The sequence below is a fragment of the Thermosynechococcus sp. genome, assembly GCF_046299635.1.
GTDB lineage: Bacteria > Cyanobacteriota > Cyanobacteriia > Thermosynechococcales > Thermosynechococcaceae > Thermosynechococcus.
In genome coordinates this window covers 14,106-32,593 of sequence record NZ_JBKBHV010000026.1, presented here as the reverse complement: position 1 = coordinate 32,593, position 18,488 = coordinate 14,106, and the positions used below count along the sequence as shown (strand labels likewise).

Here is an 18,488-nt window from a genome sequence, read left to right as displayed (position 1 = left end):
CTCGTCAAGAGCGTAAGCAAGCGCCGTGGTGGCGAGGCTCTGATCTGATTCCTGAAAACGAGGATGCCTTTTGGGAACTCCCCGAGAGTGCCAAGGAATTTAAACAAAAATTTCAAGAGCGACTTCAAGGGTTTTATGAAGCCTTAAGTCAGCTGAGTAATCACCAAATCAACCCTACTCAACCTCAACTGTTATCCGTTGGCACTGTTAATACTAATCAATGGGAAGAAGTTGCCGATCAAAACTGCCGTATCCTTGTTTGCAGTGGGGAACCCGAGGGAGAAAAACCCTGTGGCCTCGCACTCCTTCACGATCCCAGTCTCAAGCTGAATAGTAATAGTAACTACGACGAAAACCTCTGTGGTTCCACTGGCAAACCCTCGCCGGTCTGGGTTTCTAACTTAGGGGAATATCAAGTCATTACGATTTTTGGGGTGAATAAGGATCCACGACTGAAGTTTTTGAAACACTTGAATAAATGTAAAAAATGTAAAAGATGCTCACAGCTCTCACAGCTATTTCCTTTCAAGTCCTCTTGAGCTGTTTACGTTGAGCCTAATACCAAAGAAACCATGACCCACTATTACGAGATTCTAGGCTTGCAGCCGGGAGCTTCCAAAGCAGAGATCAAGGAAGCCTATCGCCGCCTTTGCCTTGAGTGTCATCCTGATAAGCTGCCCCCTGAGACGCCCAAAAAGGCACGGCAAATCGTCGAGGAGCACTTCAAGCAAATTAACGAGGCCTATGCTTATCTCATGGAGCATGCAGATAGGGCAGTACTAGAGGAGATAGACTCTGAGCGATGGGATCTAGAGGTTGAAGAATCGCTGCCGATTTTTGATCCCATTCGCATGGAAGCTGTTGGTCGTCGTTTGGAAAGGGAGCGATCGCTCATTGAGCAAGAGTATCAGCAAGTCATTGGGGAGATCGAGAAGCAACAGCGACAAAAGTTGGCTGCTCATGGGCTGAGCGTTGATGACTTGACAGCCCTCGATTCCTCCCAAAAATGGGGAAAAATCATTGAGAACTTAATTTTAGGATTGATTGGGCTGGCCATGACCTCCATTGGCGGCTTAATTGGCCTTTTTGCCTTTTTGTGGTCCTGCTTTTGTTTTTGGGCAATGTTGGCCTACTTGTTTACAAAAACAGTGAGTCATCGCCAATACAAATTTCTTTGTTCGGTTAAAACAGAAACCGAATTTGCAAAAAATCAGGCCTTTCGTCAGAAAGAGCAACGCTTAGCCACACAATCCAATTACATTCGTGAACGGATTGAGTATTTTAAGCAATTGCCCTTAGAACTGCTTTCTGAAGGGTTTATTCGACAACTGAGCGATGAGGATCAGTTCTTTTTGCTGATGGCTATCAAAGAAAGGGAAGATGCCAAGCAAGCTGAGCAATGGCAGCAGGTGGTGGAAACAGGTGTCCAGATTGCAGTGGCAGCGGGTGTTGTGCTGCTACTGTCTAACCTCTTTTTTGGTGGCTCCTCGTAGAGAACTCAGGCACAAAGCAGACAAACCGTGACCAACAGGGCAATCCCGCCAGCTCTGTTCTTCCTAGATTGACGCTTATCCCGCTAACACTTCTCGTATAGCGGGAGATTCCCCCTTCACCGAGTCTTGGCTAGATGTCCCGAAGGACACCCCTGCCAGAACCTCTCCAGGGGCGTTTTCAGAACTAGCCGCACTGTCCGCCCGACAGCACTTTTCAAAGCTGATTAATAATACTTATAACATAACTAAGCCACGACCTGCCGCTTCACCGCCCCCCAAGCCTACGGTTATGGGCGGAGCACTGCGGCACTTTTCAGGTAGAATCTAATGCCGCGCCTAACAGAGCTATTTAGCCTAAATCGCCGTTCTGTCGTTCCATCAATCTGGAACGGGACTTAGAGCGCCCGCAGAGCATTGAGGGCTATATTCTGCCCACCCACGCAGTTGAAGACCTGCGCCGAATTCTGGCGGGACTTACGGGCGCAATCCCGCAGCGAGCTGGGACATTGACAGGAGCTTATGGGACGGGAAAATCGGCGTTTGCTCACTATCTGACGGCTTTGTGGGGGGATGCGACGGATTCCGTGCGGCAAGCAGCCTTGGCCATTACAGCTCAAGCCCTTGGCATAAATTCCCCGAAACTATTTTACCATGCCTTCGGTATTCTGGCAGAGGCAATTCAATTGATTGAGAGAAGACCTGTGGGCAGCTCACTTAGCTGATTGTGTTTTACAACGCCAAAATAGGATATGAGAGTCTGAACTTAAGTAAAAGGTGATTTATGGCTCAAACTCAAGTCAAAAAATTTACCTTTGCAGAATTTTTGGATTATAACACAGAGGACAGCCGTATTGAATTGGAGGAAGGTGAAATTATTATCATGCCAGCCGGTAGTCCTCTCCATATTCAAATAATTCGCTTTTTGTTCACTATTATTGAGGCATATATTAAAGCCAATAATTTACCGCTTGAGATTTTCCCAGGTGGTATTGGTGTGCGTACTGGAATACGAACATCGCGGGAACCAGATTTGTGTATTCTCCACCGGGAAGATTGGGAAGCCCTGCGCAAGCAAAATCCTCTTTCTGCCGTTGTGGAACGTCCACCTCTTTTAGTTATTGAGGTAGTCAGTCCAGGTGCTGTAAATCGGGAGCGCGATTATCATACTAAACGGCGGGAGTATGCCGAAATGGGCATTCCTGAGTATTGGATTATTGACCCTGAAGAAAGAAAAGTCACTATTTGCCTTTTGGTGGGTCAGTCTTATGAGATTACAGAAGTGCAGAAACAAACCGTTATTCGTTCAAATTTACTACCCAAGTTGGTATTGACAGCTGAGGAATTGTTTGACCTCTAGATTTGACCCATCAGAATGTTGTAGTATGTCGGCATAAGGGCACTTCTATTGATTGGAGCTGTCAGCAAATGATCTTACTAGAATACCGAGTTTATGGAAAACCAAAGACAGGAGCTGCGCTCCGACGACCACTCCTCCCGAATGAATAGCAGTTTCCATAGGGCGATTTATTATGCGTGAATTGTGAGTCGTAACGATCAGAAGAGGCGGGCACGCTACTTTTCACCTAGAGGAGTTCTTGCATTAGATGTACTCACAGCCACAAGAGTAAATCTTTATGAATAATGCCTCAGGATTAATCGAAGGAAACCGCCAGCGTTGGCGAGGAACAACACCCATGGTGCCGAAAGCAGAGATAGGCAGAGCAACAACCCCCATCCTAATTTGAGCGCGGCTCCCGTTGGCGATCGCTTTGCCCCTAAGAAAGGGTTACCCCTCGGAATTGGCCGCCCAACTGGTGACTGGCCGCAGACACAGGAGAACCTTTAACCCCCCCTTGCTAGGCCACTTCTCAGAGTGAAAAGGGCGGTAGGATAAAAAGATGCACAACTACGGGAAGTTTCAAGTCTATGCTGCATCCGCGTCTAGCTGCTGCCTTTGAACAACGGTCTGTTCTCAAGATTATTAGTGGCCTCAACAATTTCGATCGCGATCGCGTGCGGGCGGTGGTAACAGCTGCCGATCAAGGGGGCGCCACCTTTGTGGATATTGCCGCCGATCCTCAACTGGTGCGCCTTGCCAAGCACCTTACCTCCCTGCCGGTGTGTGTCTCAGCAGTCGAACCCCTGAAACTACTGCGGGCGGTAAACGCCGGTGCTGATTTAGTGGAAATCGGGAACTACGATAGCTTCTATGCCCAGGGTCGGGTTTTTAGTGCCGAGGAGGTCTTGAGCCTGACCCAACAAACCCGCGAGTTATTACCCCACATCATGCTGTCGGTCACGGTTCCCCACACGCTGCCTTTGGATCAACAGGTTACCCTCGCCGAGGCGCTGGTGGCGGCCGGTGCCGATGTCATTCAAACCGAAGGCGGAACGAGTAGCCAACCTCGTCATGGGGGCACGGTGGGTCTCATCGAAAAAGCGGCTCCCACATTGGCGGCTGCCTATGAAATCTCCCGCGCCGTTGCGGTGCCCGTGCTCTGTGCCTCCGGTCTTTCGACGGTGACGATTCCGCTGGCGATCGCTGCCGGGGCTGCGGGTGTCGGGGTCGGTTCTGCCGTCAACCAACTCAACAGTGACGTGGCCATGGTGGCCAGTGTGCGCGCCCTTGCCGAAGCAGTCAGAGGTGCCTCTACCATCCACCGCTAAACCCGTGCTGAAGCTCTCCCGATTGGCCGTGGCCTGTGCTGACCGCCTGTTTGAAACGGCCAGCGATCGGGAGCGTTTTTTAGAGGCTCTTGCCACTCCCGCCGCCTACCCGCCTACGGTGCTTTGGTGTGGGGAACCGGCTTCCCCCCTGCCCTTCGAGCCACTGCCACCGCTGTCTTGGCAACCCCCTTGGGTGACCCGTTTTGCGGCGGGGAGTCGGACGGGTCAACACCCCCTCCATGAGGCAGGCGCCTACTATTGTTTGGATAGCTCCTCGGTCTTTGCGGCGGTTCCGCTGCTGACGCTGCCCCCAGCGCCCTCCTTGGTGATTGATGTCTGTGCGGCGCCCGGCGGCAAGAGCCTCTTTGCCTGGCGATCGCTCCACCCCCGCTATCTGGTGTGCAACGAAACCATCGGCAAACGGGTGGGGATGCTCATCGGCAATCTCAAACGCTGTCGAGTGCATCCTGTGGGCGTGACTTCTTGGGATAGTGCCGTGCTGGCTGCTGAGTTTCGGGGCACGGCGGATGTGGTGATCGTGGATGCCCCCTGCTCCGGCCAATCTTTGCTGGCGAAGGGACAAAAAGCCGCGGGCTGCTTTCATCCGTTGACGATTCGCCACAACCAACAGCGGCAAAAACGGATTCTGGCGGCGGTAACTGCCCTTGTGCGACCGGGGGGATGGCTGCTCTATAGCACCTGCACCTTTAGCCGCGAGGAAAATGAGGAGGTGGCCGCTTGGCTGATGACAACGTTTCCGCAATTTGTCCCGCAAGTGGTGCCGATGCTGGCGGCCTATCAATCCCATTTGGCGGCGTTTCCCTGCTATCGGCTCTGGCCGCACCAAGGGGAAGGGGCGGGTGCTTTCACGATTCTTTGGCAACATCAGGGCAAGGGCGACTCTTGTCCCCTGCCGGCGTTGGGCGATCGCTGGCGCTGGCAATCCACCTCCCAACCGGCATAGGTAATGGCAGCCAAGGCAGGTTGATCTAAGCACCGCCCGAAGATGCGACTGCTGGCGATCGCCGCTTGACCCATCAAGGTTGCCCCGAGCAGCCGCCCTTGGCGATTGAGCACCACTTGACCCAAACTCTGCCCCTCCGGCGTTAAGTGCTGAATCTCCCATAGTTGAATCGGTTCCCTCAGATAACGCCGGGCTTGGCGGGCATTCCAACCTACGCGCGCCAGCGGGACAGGTAGGGCAATCCACCACGGCTGGGAACGGTAGTCCAAGGATCTCGGTTTGCGCTGCAAAATCTGGCGGGCGATCGCGAAGGCCTCAAAGTAGGTCAGGGAGGGCAACCGGTATCCCCGCTGCCAACCGCCACAGGCATAGACTTGGGGGTGACTGGTGCGCCCTTGGCCATTGATCCACAACCACCCTTGGGCATCCCGCCGCAGGGGGTGTAGGTTCAAAGGGGTCGGGTCGGGGGCTTTGCGCCTCCCCTTGAGAGGAACCCCTAGACCGAGAGCACTGAGGACAGCGTGCAGGCGATCGTTGAACCAGGCATCTTCTGTCGCCACCAGCGGCAGACCTTGTTCATCGGCCTCAAGGGGCTGACCAGACCAGTGCCGCCAACAGGCCAGCTCGATCCTGTCGAGGGCATCCATGTCATGGGTGTCCATTGCCGCAGGCGCATCAAGGAGTAAGTAGCCTCGTGCATAGAGGCGATCTCCCCCCACCCGAAAATGACAGCGGGGCTGCCAGACAAATTCCCCTGCCCCTGGGATCACATCTACCCCCGCCAGTTCCAAGACCCTAGGCGCATAGCGTCGCTGTCCGTAGTGGAGGTGGGCTTGAAAGTGCTGCCAATGCTGAGCATCTAGCCGGCGGGGGGGATATTGCGACAGCCACCAGCGCTGCCACTGCCATTGCCACTGCCCCTCCGGAGGTGGGATCACTATGCCGATTCGCCCTAAGGCGGCACAGCGATAGGCAATATCCAACGCCAAGGGACTGGCCGCCACCAGCAACAAATCATATTCAAAACGCATACAACGGTGAGATAAAAACAACAAGGAGGGCAGCGCCATCACCGCCGAGATTTGCCATAACATAGCACGCGTGGCCACCTAGGGATTGCCCTGCAACTCACCGCATCTCCCTCCGCAGGCCATTGACGATTGGGCGCAACAAACAAGACTCCTCCTGCAATGGGAAGTCCACCACTTCAGGAACGGTTATATCGCCTTTGCGAACTGGTGGAGCGTGGCGTAGCCCACCTCTGGGGGATAAATCAACGCCTCTTTGAGAAACCCTTTACGGCAAACGGGCAGTCCAGTGGGAGCAAGCGCTTGCCTCCCTCTCTCGGTGCCTTCGGCGAAGCAGTGACGACTTTTGCGGAAAGCCTTGACTGCGCGAACGGTTCGGCCTTGTGCCCGATGCCAATGCTTGGCTGACCCTACGGCAACTACCCAATCAAATGGTCCAGAGGGGGTTCCTTTAGCTGCCCATGAGTCCTTGTACTGATCGAGATGGCTGCTCAGTTCTGCCGGCGGATAAGGCCTCAAGGCAGCATATTCTTAGAGAAAGGCGGTGAGGATACATGGCTCTTATGCCTGCGTTCTCTGAGCTGTTGAGGGAGAAACCGAAGCATGGCCAAACGGCGTTTTACTCAATTACTGGTGGTAGGGCTAGCTCTCCTCGGTGGGGGAGCGATCGCCCTCGTTACGACGATGCAACAAAAGCAAGTTGCCACGCCCCATCACCCCCACCATGAGCATCACGGTGCTACACCGACCCCCGATCACGGTGGGAGCGCGCCGACCACCCATGCTGAATTGGTGAATTCCCCCACGCCGATTCCACGACAGCCAACCACCCTCACGCTGGCGATTCGCACCCATAGCGGCGAGGCGGTGAGGCAGTTTGAGCGTTTCCAAGAGGAGCTGATGCACCTGATCGTCGTCAGTGAGGATCTTCAGGTATTTCAGCACCTTCATCCCCGCTATCTGGGTGAGGGTCAATTTCAGGTCGCAACCACATTGCCCCAAGGAGGCGGCTACACCCTCATTGCCGACTACAAACCCGCCAGCGCTACGGAAACGGTGGCGATGCTGCCGCTTGTGGCTCAAGGGACGCCGCCCGCAGCCGATGCCCCAACTGCCCAAACCACTCAAGTGATTGGCACAACAGCGGTTGAACTCAAACTCCCTCAACCCCTCAAGGCCGGATCGGCCGTAGAAGTGGCCTTTCGTCTGTGGGATACTGCCACCCAGCAACCCCCTCAAGATTTGCGCCCCTACCTTGGTGAAGCGGGACATCTGGTGATTTTGCGCGCCACGACTCCCCTCACCCCTGCGGATTACCTGCATGCCCATGCTTTAGATCGTCAACCCACGGGGATCATTCGCTTCATGACCCAGTTTCCCACTCCCGGATGCTATAGGCTCTGGGGACAGTTCCGACGAGGAGAAAAAATCATTACGGCTCCCTTTTGGGTGACGGTAAATTAAGGGAAGCCGGCCATTGCCGAACCCAACTGCGGTGAGACTCTGATGCGATCGCCCCCCCCAAAAACGGTTGTTGATCTGCCCACTGTTACCCTCACCCTGGAAAGTCAGGGGAAAACCTTGACCTACACCCTCACACAACCGGAGCATCGCTTGGGACGCGATCGCCAGTGGGCCGACTTGGTGGTGCCCGATGATCCCCTGTGGGCCGTGATTTCCGGTCGTCATGCCGTGTTTAGGCAACAGGGGGCAACCTACTACCTCTGGGATGGGGATGGCCATCAACGCCGGAGTACCAACGGCACGTTCTACAACCACTGCCGCATCGGTATCGAAGAAGGCTTTGCCCTTGGGGAAACACTGCGCCTAGAAATCGGCCAAGACCCGAAAAACAAAGTGCAATTGCTGGTGCAAATCCAGTTTTCGGAAACGGCCACCCCACCCCCCTTACCCCAGCAGCGCCGTCTTGTCCTGAAAACCCTCAAAGAATGGCCGCTGACGTTGGGGCGCGCAGCAAGCCACAGCTATCAACATTGGCAACTGGAGGCGCCGACGGTGTCTTTGCGCCACGCCAGTATTGATCGCACCGCTGCGGGTCTCTACGTTTTGCGGGATTTGAACAGCAGCAACGGCACCTATGTCAACGACAAACTGCTCAAAGCCCCCCATACCCTGCGCAACGGCGATCAAATTCGCCTCGGGCCTTTTGTGCTGCTCTACCGCCACGAGACCCTTGAACTCACCGATCAAGGGAGTCACATTCGCCTTGATGCCTGGGGCTTGCAACGATGGGTAAAAACCCCGACCGGCGATCGCCCCCTCCTACACGAGGTTGCCCTTGTGGCCGAACCGAAGCAACTGATTGGGATTGTCGGTGGCAGTGGCACGGGGAAATCCACGCTCCTGAGAGTGTTGATGGGGCTGGATCCGCTGCAGGAGGGACAGGTGCGGCTCAACGGTCTCAATCTGCATCACAATCTTGCCACCTACCGCCCCCAGATTGGTTATGTCCCCCAAGATGACATTGTCCATCCCCGCCTCACGGTGGCCGAAGTCCTCCACTATGCCGCGCAACTGCGCTTGCCGGCAGACACCGATGCCCAAAACCGCAGGGCAGCCGTTCAGTGCGTTCTCGAACAGGTGCAGTTAACAGGAACCGAACACCAACTGGTGGTCAGCCTCAGTGGGGGGCAGCGCAAGCGGGTGAGCATTGCCATTGAGCTATTGGCCAATCCCAAGCTGTTTTTCCTCGATGAACCTACTTCCGGTCTGGATCCGGGCTTGGACTTTTTGCTGATGCAGTTGCTGCGGCAATTGGCAGATCAAGAGCGCACGATTGTCTTGGTGACCCATGCCACCAGTTATGTGCATCTGTGCGATCGCCTGCTGGTCCTTGGGGCAGGGGGGCGCCTTTGTTATTTTGGTCCACCCAATGAGGCTCGTTACTTCTTTAGTCCAACGGGCGATCGCCCCTTGGATTCAATAGCCGAAATCTACACCCTCTTGACTCCCGAACGCAGTGCCGAGTGGAGTCAAAAATTTCGCCAATCCCCCGACTATCGGCGCTACCTTGCCAACCACCTCAGCCTAGGAGAGACCTCCGAGAGCACCAGTGTGCTGGGAACCGAGCGCCGCTTTCCTCCCGAAGTCCTTCCCCAACGGCCGGCACCGCCGCACCTCTATCAATGGCAGGTATTGTGTCGGCGCCAGTGGCAACTCCTGTGGCGCGATCGCCTGAGCCTTGCCTTAAATTTGATTAGCGTTCCCGTTGCCCTGCTGCTCACCCGCTTTGCCGTTGACCGCTCCCCCTTTGTGCCCCAAGATCCCCCCGGCCTGCTACAAGCGGCTCAAACCCTACGCATTCTCTTTGTCTTGACCTGTGCCTGTCTTTGGGTGGGACTCTCCGGCTGGGCGCAAGCCTTGGTTACAGAAGTGGCGATTTACCGCCGCGAACGCTTTGCCAATCTCAGTCTCTGGGCCTACATGGCCGCCAAGCTCACTCTTGGGAAGGGCATCGCTTTGGGGCAAACCCTGCTCATTACCCTTGTGGCCGTCTTGGCCTTTGGGCTGCCAAAGGGCGCTCTCCTCCCTTGGCCTGTGGGGTTTGGCCTCACCACCTTCTTGACCTTGGTGGCCGGTCTCTGCTTGGGACTCCTAATCTCCGCCGCTGTCACGAATAACGATCAGGCCAGCAAAATTTTGCCCCCCTTACTCTTGCCCCAAATCATCTTTGCCGGCGTTCTCTTTAAGCTCAGGGGGGCTGCAACGGCTCTCGCTTGGCTAACGATTGGCCGTTGGGCAATGGGTGCCTATGGGGCTTTGATTGACGTGAATGGCATGGTGCCGCCGCCCCTCGATTTTGGCCTCTTTGAGCCACCGCCCCAACCCTTTGATCCAACGCCGGTCTATGCCCCTACTTGGGGTAATCTGCTGCTGAATTGGGGAATGCTGGTTTTCCATAGCCTGATTTATGTGGGCGTGGCTACCTACCTGCAAGGGCGCAAAGGTTAGGCCGGGTGTTTCCCAACAGATAATTGCGCCAAAATGGGAGTCTCAACCTGTTGAATTTTGTAAGTACCCCAAGCTCTGGGGAAATTGAAGCCTGTGGAGAAGTAACCCCCCTTGAGGGCGTCGCTCTTGAGACTTCGATGAAGCAGGAAGTAAGCAGAAAATCTAAACAATGGAGTCTATTTGACTTGACTGGATAGATTTGTATGTAAGTCTTTCAGAGCGGAAACGGTTAGCCGGCGCCTAACTTTCTGCATATCTACCTATTGCGATCGCCCCGATCCTGCGGGAAGATCTAGCAAATTAGCCAAAATTACCCCTCCCTAAGACCGCTGCCGCACCTATGCAGACCGATGTCGTTTCCCTGTACGGGCGCGATTACATTCCCATTGTCGCCCCGCCGCCGCCGGCTACCAAGATTCAAACCCACCCCAAAACGGTTCCCGTCCTGAAGGACGATGATGTGTTGCTCATCTGTGATGAGCTGGGCAATGTTTGCAATGACGAGCAACAGACGGCAATTACGGGTCTATTTTGCCACGATACTCGCTTTCTCAGTCAAGTGGAGCTGCGGGTGGGGGGCGATCGCCCCGTGCTGCTCAGTTTTCACTGTACAGGGAGTCATGCCCTGAAGGTGGTGTGCACCAATCCCAAGCAACCTGAGCTGCCGGCGGAAGCCTTGGCCATCGAACGCTGCCTTGTGGTGCGCGGTGCCCTCTTTGAGACGATTCTGATTACCAACCACCAAGTGCAGCCGGTGGAGGTGGAGATTCACCTCACCTTTGGGGCAGACTTTCAGGATTTATTTGAAATTCGTCAATACGGTGGTCGTCGTCCCCAGCGGGGGCAGGCTTTGCGACCCGTCAGTTGTGAATTGCGCCACACCAAGGGACGCGCCGATCTCTGCTTTGCCTACCAAGGCCTCGATGGTGCCCTGATGGAGACCCAAGTGCAGTTTTTGGGCACTCCTCCCAACCAGCTTCACGAGAACAGCGCCACATGGCACCTCAAGCTGGAACCCCAAGGCTACCACAGCATTCACTACTGTGTCCGTCCTTTTACCAATGGGGCGCCCACAGCGCACGTGCCTGTCCCTTCCTCCCTAGCGGCTGCCGATCAAGCGGCGCAACAGGAACGGCAACAGTGGTGGTCAGACTGCACAGAAATTGTCACCTCCAACCCGCAGTGGAATCGCATCCTGCGGCGGGGCATGGCGGATCTCTATATGCTGTTGCAGTCCTTTGGTCACGGCAAGGTTTTGACCGCCGGCATTCCCTGGTTTGCTACCCTCTTTGGTCGCGACTCGATTATTTCGGCAATGCAAACGCTAATCCTCAATCCGGCGATCGCCCGCGATACCCTCTATACCCTTGCCCATTACCAAGGCAAAGAGGTGTGTCCTGAGCGGGATGAGCAACCGGGGAAAATTCTCCATGAGCTGCGCTTTGGGGAGATGGCCCGCAACCGCGAAATTCCCCATACGCCCTACTACGGTACGGTGGATGCCACGCCGCTGTGGCTGATGCTCTATGGAGACTACTACCGTTGGACGGGCGATCGCGCCACCGTGGAAACCTTGTGGCCCCATGCCCTGGCGGCCATGGAGTGGATTGATCGGCAAATGGCTGCCAGCGGCTACCTCACCTACAATCGCCAAGCCAAAAAAGGCATTGACAACCAAGGCTGGAAAGATTCCGGAAATTGTATTGTCAACCGTCGGGGTCAACTGGCCCATGGTCCGATTGCCCTCTGCGAAGTCCAAGGCTATGTCTATGCCGCCAAAACCCACCTGAGTGCCATTGCCCGCGACTTAGGCTATGGCGAGTGGGGCGATCGCTGGCAAGCGGAGGCCGCCGCCCTCAAACACCGCTTCAACCGTGACTTTTGGCTAGAACCGGAAGGCTTCTATGCCCTTGCCCTCGATGGGGACGGTCGCCCGGTGGATAGCCTCACCTCCAATACCGGCCAGTGTTTGATGACGGGCATTTGCGACCCTGAGAAAGCGCAGCGGGTAGGCCAACGCCTGCGGCTGCCGGATCTCTTCAACGGTTGGGGCATTCGCACCCTCAGCAGTACCTCCCCTGCCTACAATCCCATTGGCTATCACCTAGGGTCGGTTTGGCCCCACGATACCGGCCTCATTGCCTTGGGACTGCGAACCATTGACGACAGTGACTTTGCCCTGACCTTGGTGGAGACCCTCTTTGAGATGGTGTGTCGCCAACCGGATCTGCGCCCACCAGAACTCTTCTGTGGCTTCGATCGCCAGCACTATCCCCAACCGGTGCAATATCCGGTAGCCTGCTCTCCCCAAGCGTGGGCCACGGGCAGTCTCTTCCAGTTTATTCAAATCATGGTGTGGCCGCTGGTGGATGTTCCGCAGGGCAAGTTCTTGGTGTATCAGCCCCTATTGCCCCCCAGTATTGAGGAGCTGCAGATCCGCAATCTGCGGGTTGGCGACAGTCGCTTTCATCTGCGGCTGTGCCGCAGCGGCGAAAGGAGCTGTGACTGGGAAGTGCAGCCTGCGTAACAAAACGTAACCGAGGCAGCTTGCCCTCGCTAAACTAGGGGTGGTTTCTTTCCCACCTTGCTGTTACGAGGGCAACAGGATGATCCGAACGACGGCTTACGACATCTGGCGTGCCGGCCACCAGCCCCTGCGTCCCCTCTTTGCCCCTAAAAGTGTTGCCGTCATTGGGGCCACCGAAAGAGAAGGCAGTGTGGGTCGAACCCTTTTGTGGAATCTGATCCAAACCCCCTTTGGCGGGACGGTGTTCCCGGTCAACCCGCGCCGCAGTTCGGTCTTGGGGATCAAGGCCTATGCCAGTGTGACCGCCATTCCTGAACCCATTGATCTAGCGGTGATTGCAACGCCGGCAGCAACGGTTCCCCAAGTCATTGCCGAGTGCGCCGCCGCGGGGGTGAAAGGGGCAATCATCGTCTCGGCCGGATTTCGGGAAGTGGGGGCAGCGGGTCTTGCCCTAGAGGAAGAGATTTTAGCCCTTGCCCGTCAGGCGCGGATGCGCCTTATTGGCCCCAATTGTCTGGGGGTGATGTGTCCGCCCACAGGGTTGAATGCCACCTTTGCCGCGACGATGGCGCGATCAGGGCACGTGGGATTTCTCAGTCAAAGTGGCGCCCTGTGTACGGCAATTTTAGATTGGAGCCTGCAGGAGAACGTGGGCTTTAGTGCCTTTGTTTCCATGGGCACCATGCTGGATGTGGGCTGGGGCGACCTCATTTACTACCTCGGCGATGACCCGCAAACCCGCTGCATTGTCATCTATATGGAATCCCTAGGGGATGCCCGATCCTTCCTCTCGGCTGCGCGGGAAGTAGCCTATGTCAAGCCCATCATTGTCATCAAAGCAGGACGCACTGCCGCCGCTGCTCAGGCCGCCGCTTCCCATACGGGAGCGTTGATGGGATCCGATGCTGTGGTGGATGCAGCCTTGGAACGCTGTGGGGTGCTGCGGGTGGAAACGATTGAAGATTTATTTGACATGGCAGAGGTTCTAGACAAGCAATCGCGCCCCCAAGGCCCCCATCTGACAATTCTCACCAATGCCGGCGGCCCCGGCGTCTTGGCCACCGATGCGCTGATTCGCGCGGGCGGCAAACTGAGTTCCCTTTCCCCGGCTACCCTCCGGGCACTGGATCAGGTGCTCCCCCCGGCCTGGAGCCACGGCAACCCCGTGGATATTTTGGGGGATGCAACCGCCGATCGCTACCTCAAGGCACTGCACCACTGCGAAACCGATGCCAACAGTGATGGGCTACTGGTGATTCTCACTCCCCAAGCAATGACAGACCCGCTGGCGATCGCCCACGATCTGGCCGCCTACGCCAAAAACCGTCCCGCTGGTGCCAAGCCAATTCTGGCCAGTTGGATGGGAGGCACAAGTGTTAAAGGAGGAGAAGCAATTCTCAACCAAGCGGGCATTCCCACCTATGCCTATGCGGATACCGCTGCCCGCATCTTTAGTTACATGTGGCGCTATAGCGATCACCTGCAGGCGCTCTATGAAACCCCCTCCCTGCCTTTAACCACCGCCCCCCCCGATCGGGATTCGGTAAGTCAACTGTTTGCCCAAGTGCGCAGTGAAGGGCGTACCCTATTGACCGAGTGGGAAGCCAAGGCGGTTCTTGCTGCCTACGGCCTACCGGTGGTGGAGACCTGCATTGCCCGCAGTGAAGCTGAGGCGGTGGCGGCCGCCGATCGCCTAGGGTACCCAGTGGTACTCAAGCTCTATTCGCCAACCATTACCCACAAAAGCGATGTCGGGGGTGTTGCCCTCAATCTTCCCGATGCGGCTGCGGTAATCACGGCTTACCAACAGATTGAGAAAAATGTGACAAATGCTGCCGGGGCGGGTCATTTTGCCGGTGTCACGGTGCAGCCGCTGATCCCCTGGAAGGGGTTTGAGCTAATTTTGGGCAGTTCCACCGATGCCCAATTTGGGCCGGTGATTCTCTTTGGCACGGGCGGCCAGTTGGTGGAAGTCCTCGAAGACACGGCGATCGCGCTTCCCCCCTTAAACACCACCTTGGCCCGCCGCCTGATTCAAAAAACCAAAATCTCCCGTGCCTTTGGCGGGGTGCGGGGCTGGCCAGCGGCAAACCTTGCCCTGCTGGAAGATTTACTCGTGCGCTTTAGCTTGCTGGTGGTGGATCAGCCCTGGATCAAAGAAATTGACATCAACCCCCTCCTGCTGGCGCCCCCCGATCGCCTGCTGGCTTTGGATGCCCGCATTGTGCTCCACAAGGACGAAAGTACGTTTGTCAAGCCGGCCATTCGCCCCTATCCCAGCCAATACGTGAGTCCGTGGCAGTTGCGCGACGGCACGCCGGTGTTGATTCGACCGATTTGCCCAGAGGATGAACCTCTGATGCGGCAGTACCATGCCACCCTCTCCGAGCAGAGTGTCTATTTGCGCTACTTCCACCTGATGAAGCTGTCGCAGCGGGTTGCCCATGAGCGCTTGGTGCGCATCTGTTTTGTGGACTACGATCGCGAGATGGCGCTGGTGGTGGAGCGTCGGAATGGCGGGGAACCGGAAATTATCGGTGCGGCTCGCCTCAGTAAGGATCACTTTGGCAATACCGCCGAGTTTTCGATGTTAATTAGCGATCGCTGGCAGCGGCAAGGCCTCGGCACCGAATTGCTCCACCGTCTGATTCAAATTGGCCGCGATGAGGGGCTAAGTGCCATCCACGCCTACGTCCTCAAGGACAATGAAGGGATGATTCGTATTTGCCGCAAGTTAAACTTTGAGTTTGCAGCGGGGGAGGATCCCGCTGTTTGGTTTGTGCAGCTTGCCCTTTAGGGAACCGCAAGGAGCATTGATATAGGACAATAGGTTCCGTTGAGTCTATTGCAGGCAGTGTGAACAAGGTAACCACCATTGGGGTGATTGGGGGCGGTCAGTTGGCCTGGATGTTGGGACTGGCAGCCAGGGAAATGGGACTCTCGCTGTGGGTTCAAACCCCGGCGGCAACGGATCCGGCGGTGGCGGTTGCAGAGGGGGTCTGCTATGGGGCGATCGCCGATGGCGCAACAACAGCGCAACTGGCTGAGCGGGTTGAGGTAATTACCTTTGAGAATGAGTTTGTGGATCTCGAGGGATTGCAGCGCCTTGAACGGCAGGGGGTTTGTTTTTATCCCCGTCTTGCCTCCTTGGCGCCTCTGTTGGATAAGTACCGGCAGCGGTGCTTTTTACAGCAGCTGGGGATTCCCGTGCCGGACTTTGCCTATTTGGGCGATCGCCCCTTCACTTTTCCCTGTGTGATTAAGGCCTGTCGCCACGGCTATGACGGCCAGGGCACATTTGTCATCTCCGATGAGCAGGCATGGCGGCAGTTTCAACAACGCTGGCCAGAAATCCCGCCCCAAAAGTTTTTGGTGGAAGCCTTTGTCCCCTATGTCAAAGAATTGGCAATCATGGCAGCGCGATCGCCCCAAGGGGAGATAGCCCTTTACCCGGTCGTGGAAACCCAGCAGGTGGCCGCCATCTGTCGCCGCGTAATAGCACCTGCCCCCCTTGACCCCCTCGTGGGGGAGCAAGTGCAGCAGACGGCCCGCCAAATCCTAACGGCTCTTGATGCTGTGGGTGTTTTTGGCATTGAGTTTTTCCTCACGGCCAAGGGTGAGGTACTGGTGAACGAAATTGCCCCCCGCGTCCACAATTCCGGCCACTACACCATTGATGCCTGTGTCACCAGTCAGTTTCAGCAGCACCTGGGCGCCATTAGCGGCCAACCGTTGGGCAATCCCGCCATGCAGGTGCCGGCAGCGGTCATGGTGAATCTCTTGGGCTTGGCCGAAGCGGGGGTGGACTACAGAGCCAAATGTGAGGCCTTGGCGGCTCTCCCCGGCGCGAACCTGCACTGGTATGGCAAACGTCAAACCTACGCGGGTCGCAAGCTGGGTCATGTCACGGTGCTCTTGCCAGAACCGCAGGCCGCCCTACCGATGATCCAGCACATTGAAGCCCTCTGGTATGGTACTCCTGTTGCTGTGTGACCGTTCCTGCCGATGCGTCCTCACTCCTTTCCTCAGCCCCTCGATCGCGCGGCTGTAAGTGTGTTCTTGATAGCGGTGGTCTTCACCCTTCTGCTGTTGTGGCGGGGCGATCGCACCCAAGCCCAAGTACGCGACTTTACGTGGCAAGACCGCGATGTGGGGGTCGAGGATCGCGCCTTTATCCTCGCCTTTAATCGGCTGATGGATTGGTCCTCGGTGATGGAGCATCTCAAGATTGAGCCACCCCTTGAGGGCAAGGCCAGTTGGTCGGGGCGGCGTTTTGCCTACACGCTCACCCAGCCGATTCCCTATGGCCGAACCTTCAAAGTCTCCCTCGCAGATGCCGTCTCTGTGCCTCAAGGGAAGCCGATGAAACCCTTTCAGGGGCAGTTTCGCAGTCGCGATCGCGTGCTGGTGTATCTTGGCTCTGGGGCTGAAGAGGGGCGACTGATTCTCTATAACCTGACATTGCAGCAAAAAACTTTTCTGACACCTCCCAATCTACGGGTTTTTGACTTTCAGCCCTATCCGGCCGGCGATCGCATCCTCTTTAGTGCGGGAGAGCGGGGCGAGCAACTGGGCTTTGACCCCCAACTGTACACCGTCACCACCGGCCTATACTTTAACGCTCCTGATGCGCCCCGCCGGCAACCGCGCCCTGCGGGGGAAATTTCCCTAATCCTTGACAACAGCGAGTACCAAAATCTGCGCTTTCAGTTGGCCAATGACGGCAGCAAAATCGTTGTGCAGCGGGTGAATCGGCTCCAACCGGCAGACAGTTCCCTGTGGCTCCTCGATGCACAGTTTCAACCCCGTCGGCTCAACCAAGCGGCGGCCGGTGAGTTCCGCATTGCTCCTGACAATCAGCATTTAATCATTGCCCAAGGGCAGGGGTTGGCAATTGTCCCCCTAGAAGCTGCCAACGGCAAGAGCGACTTTGACTTTTTGCCACAGTATGGCATGGTGCTGGATTTTAGCCGCGATGGGCGGCAAGTGGCCGCAGTCAAGTTCAATCCTGACTTCTCGCGATCGCTCTATGTCGTGGACATCTTTGGCGAGCATAGGGAACTGTTAACCATCAACGGCTCAATCATTGCCGGTCAATTTGACCCCAAGGGGGAATTTCTCTATGCCATCCTTACTCGCATTGAAGGGGAAGGCCATTACCGTGAAGTTCCCTACCTTGCGCTCTTTAATCTCAAAACCAAGGAACTGTTCAAGCTCAAGGATTTTGACCCGCAGCAGGAACTCTATCTCAGCTTGGCACCCGATGGCCGGACGCTGGCCGTTGACTACGTTGAGGGGCGCGAAATTCCCGATGAAGTGGATAATAACGATCTCTATAGTGAAACTGCACCGATCACCCCAAGCCCCAGTGATCTAGCAGAACTGCCCACTGCTCCCCAAGCATCACCGTCGCTGCCGCCTCAACTGCCCCCCCAACAGCATCAAATTTGGCTTTTCCCCCTAGAATTAAACCAAGATAAAATCATTGTTGGGAGGCCAGAACTCCTGGCACCCGGCTTGCAAGCACGGTGGTTACCTTAGAAATGACAGCAGAAACTGGTCGGGTTGTCCTCAATCACTCTACCCACATTGAAGGTTTGATTCCCGTCTTGCAAAAATTGGCCAAGGTGCCCGGGATTGGTACCCTCACACCCGGCGTCATTTCCCCTGTTAAAGGCAAGTCTCCTCATTTGCAACTGCGGGTCTCCGTCCCCATTAAGGGGGGGTTTAAGGTGATTGCACGGCGCGGCAAAACTGTGCAGGAAGTTTTTGTCATCACCCACCTCAGTGAAGCCGAATTGAAAGCGGCCATTGATGCCGTACTGGCGGCGAAGTAA

Annotated in this window: 12 protein-coding genes and 1 pseudogene; 12 read left to right on the top strand and 1 reads right to left on the bottom strand. The window is 56.1% G+C overall.

Features of this window, described 5'->3' with window-relative positions; translation table 11 throughout:
- From ACK4IR_RS10225 to ACK4IR_RS10205, 5 genes and pseudogenes are all read left to right on the top strand, one after another.
- A pseudogene (locus ACK4IR_RS10225) lies at positions 1-539 on the top strand (type III-B CRISPR module RAMP protein Cmr6); the annotation flags it as partial.
- A gap of 33 nt (positions 540-572) precedes the next feature.
- Positions 573-1,493: a J domain-containing protein gene (locus ACK4IR_RS10220; protein WP_409874261.1), complete on the top strand. Its 921-nt coding sequence runs from the start codon at positions 573-575 to the stop codon at positions 1,491-1,493.
- Between the two features lie 781 nt (positions 1,494-2,274).
- Complete coding sequence (locus ACK4IR_RS10215; protein WP_409874260.1) at positions 2,275-2,850, top strand: Uma2 family endonuclease; 576 nt, start codon at positions 2,275-2,277, stop codon at positions 2,848-2,850.
- 569 nt (positions 2,851-3,419) lie between these two features.
- Positions 3,420-4,160: a DUF561 domain-containing protein gene (locus ACK4IR_RS10210; RefSeq protein WP_409874259.1), complete on the top strand. Its 741-nt coding sequence runs from the start codon at positions 3,420-3,422 to the stop codon at positions 4,158-4,160.
- Positions 4,138-5,124: an RsmB/NOP family class I SAM-dependent RNA methyltransferase gene (locus tag ACK4IR_RS10205; RefSeq protein ID WP_409874258.1), complete on the top strand. Its 987-nt coding sequence runs from the start codon at positions 4,138-4,140 to the stop codon at positions 5,122-5,124. The genes ACK4IR_RS10210 and ACK4IR_RS10205 overlap by 23 nt, the downstream gene beginning before the upstream one ends.
- On the opposite strand, the gene ACK4IR_RS10200 is transcribed toward ACK4IR_RS10205, so the two are convergent.
- Positions 5,046-6,233: a hypothetical protein gene (locus tag ACK4IR_RS10200; protein ID WP_409874257.1), complete on the bottom strand. Its 1,188-nt coding sequence runs from the start codon at positions 6,231-6,233 to the stop codon at positions 5,046-5,048. The two genes, ACK4IR_RS10205 and ACK4IR_RS10200, sit on opposite strands and share 79 nt — an antisense overlap.
- Before the next feature lie 522 nt (positions 6,234-6,755).
- On the opposite strand from ACK4IR_RS10200, the gene ACK4IR_RS10195 reads away from it, so the two are divergent.
- The 7 genes from ACK4IR_RS10195 to ACK4IR_RS10165 all read left to right on the top strand — a co-directional run bounded on the left by ACK4IR_RS10195 (position 6,756) and on the right by ACK4IR_RS10165 (position 18,488).
- The gene (locus tag ACK4IR_RS10195) at positions 6,756-7,616 is read left to right on the top strand and encodes a hypothetical protein (protein ID WP_409874256.1); all 861 of its coding nucleotides are present in this window, start codon (positions 6,756-6,758) and stop codon (positions 7,614-7,616) included.
- 42 nt (positions 7,617-7,658) lie between these two features.
- Complete coding sequence (locus ACK4IR_RS10190; protein WP_409874255.1) at positions 7,659-10,124, top strand: ATP-binding cassette domain-containing protein; 2,466 nt, start codon at positions 7,659-7,661, stop codon at positions 10,122-10,124.
- Between the two features lie 340 nt (positions 10,125-10,464).
- A complete protein-coding gene (locus ACK4IR_RS10185; protein WP_409874254.1) occupies positions 10,465-12,651 on the top strand; it encodes a glycogen debranching N-terminal domain-containing protein in 2,187 nt (728 codons plus the stop codon).
- 79 nt (positions 12,652-12,730) lie between these two features.
- Positions 12,731-15,448 (top strand): bifunctional acetate--CoA ligase family protein/GNAT family N-acetyltransferase, encoded by a 2,718-nt coding sequence (locus ACK4IR_RS10180; protein WP_409874253.1) that lies wholly within the window; start codon positions 12,731-12,733, stop codon positions 15,446-15,448.
- Positions 15,449-15,507: 59 nt separating this feature from the next.
- Positions 15,508-16,644, top strand: coding sequence for a 5-(carboxyamino)imidazole ribonucleotide synthase (locus tag ACK4IR_RS10175; RefSeq protein WP_409874252.1), 1,137 nt, complete (start codon positions 15,508-15,510; stop codon positions 16,642-16,644).
- A 12-nt stretch (positions 16,645-16,656) separates the two neighbouring features.
- On the top strand, positions 16,657-18,192 hold the full coding sequence (locus ACK4IR_RS10170; protein WP_409874251.1) for a hypothetical protein: 1,536 nt from the start codon (positions 16,657-16,659) through the stop codon (positions 18,190-18,192).
- 2 nt (positions 18,193-18,194) lie between these two features.
- Positions 18,195-18,488: a DUF2103 domain-containing protein gene (locus ACK4IR_RS10165; protein WP_409874250.1), complete on the top strand. Its 294-nt coding sequence runs from the start codon at positions 18,195-18,197 to the stop codon at positions 18,486-18,488.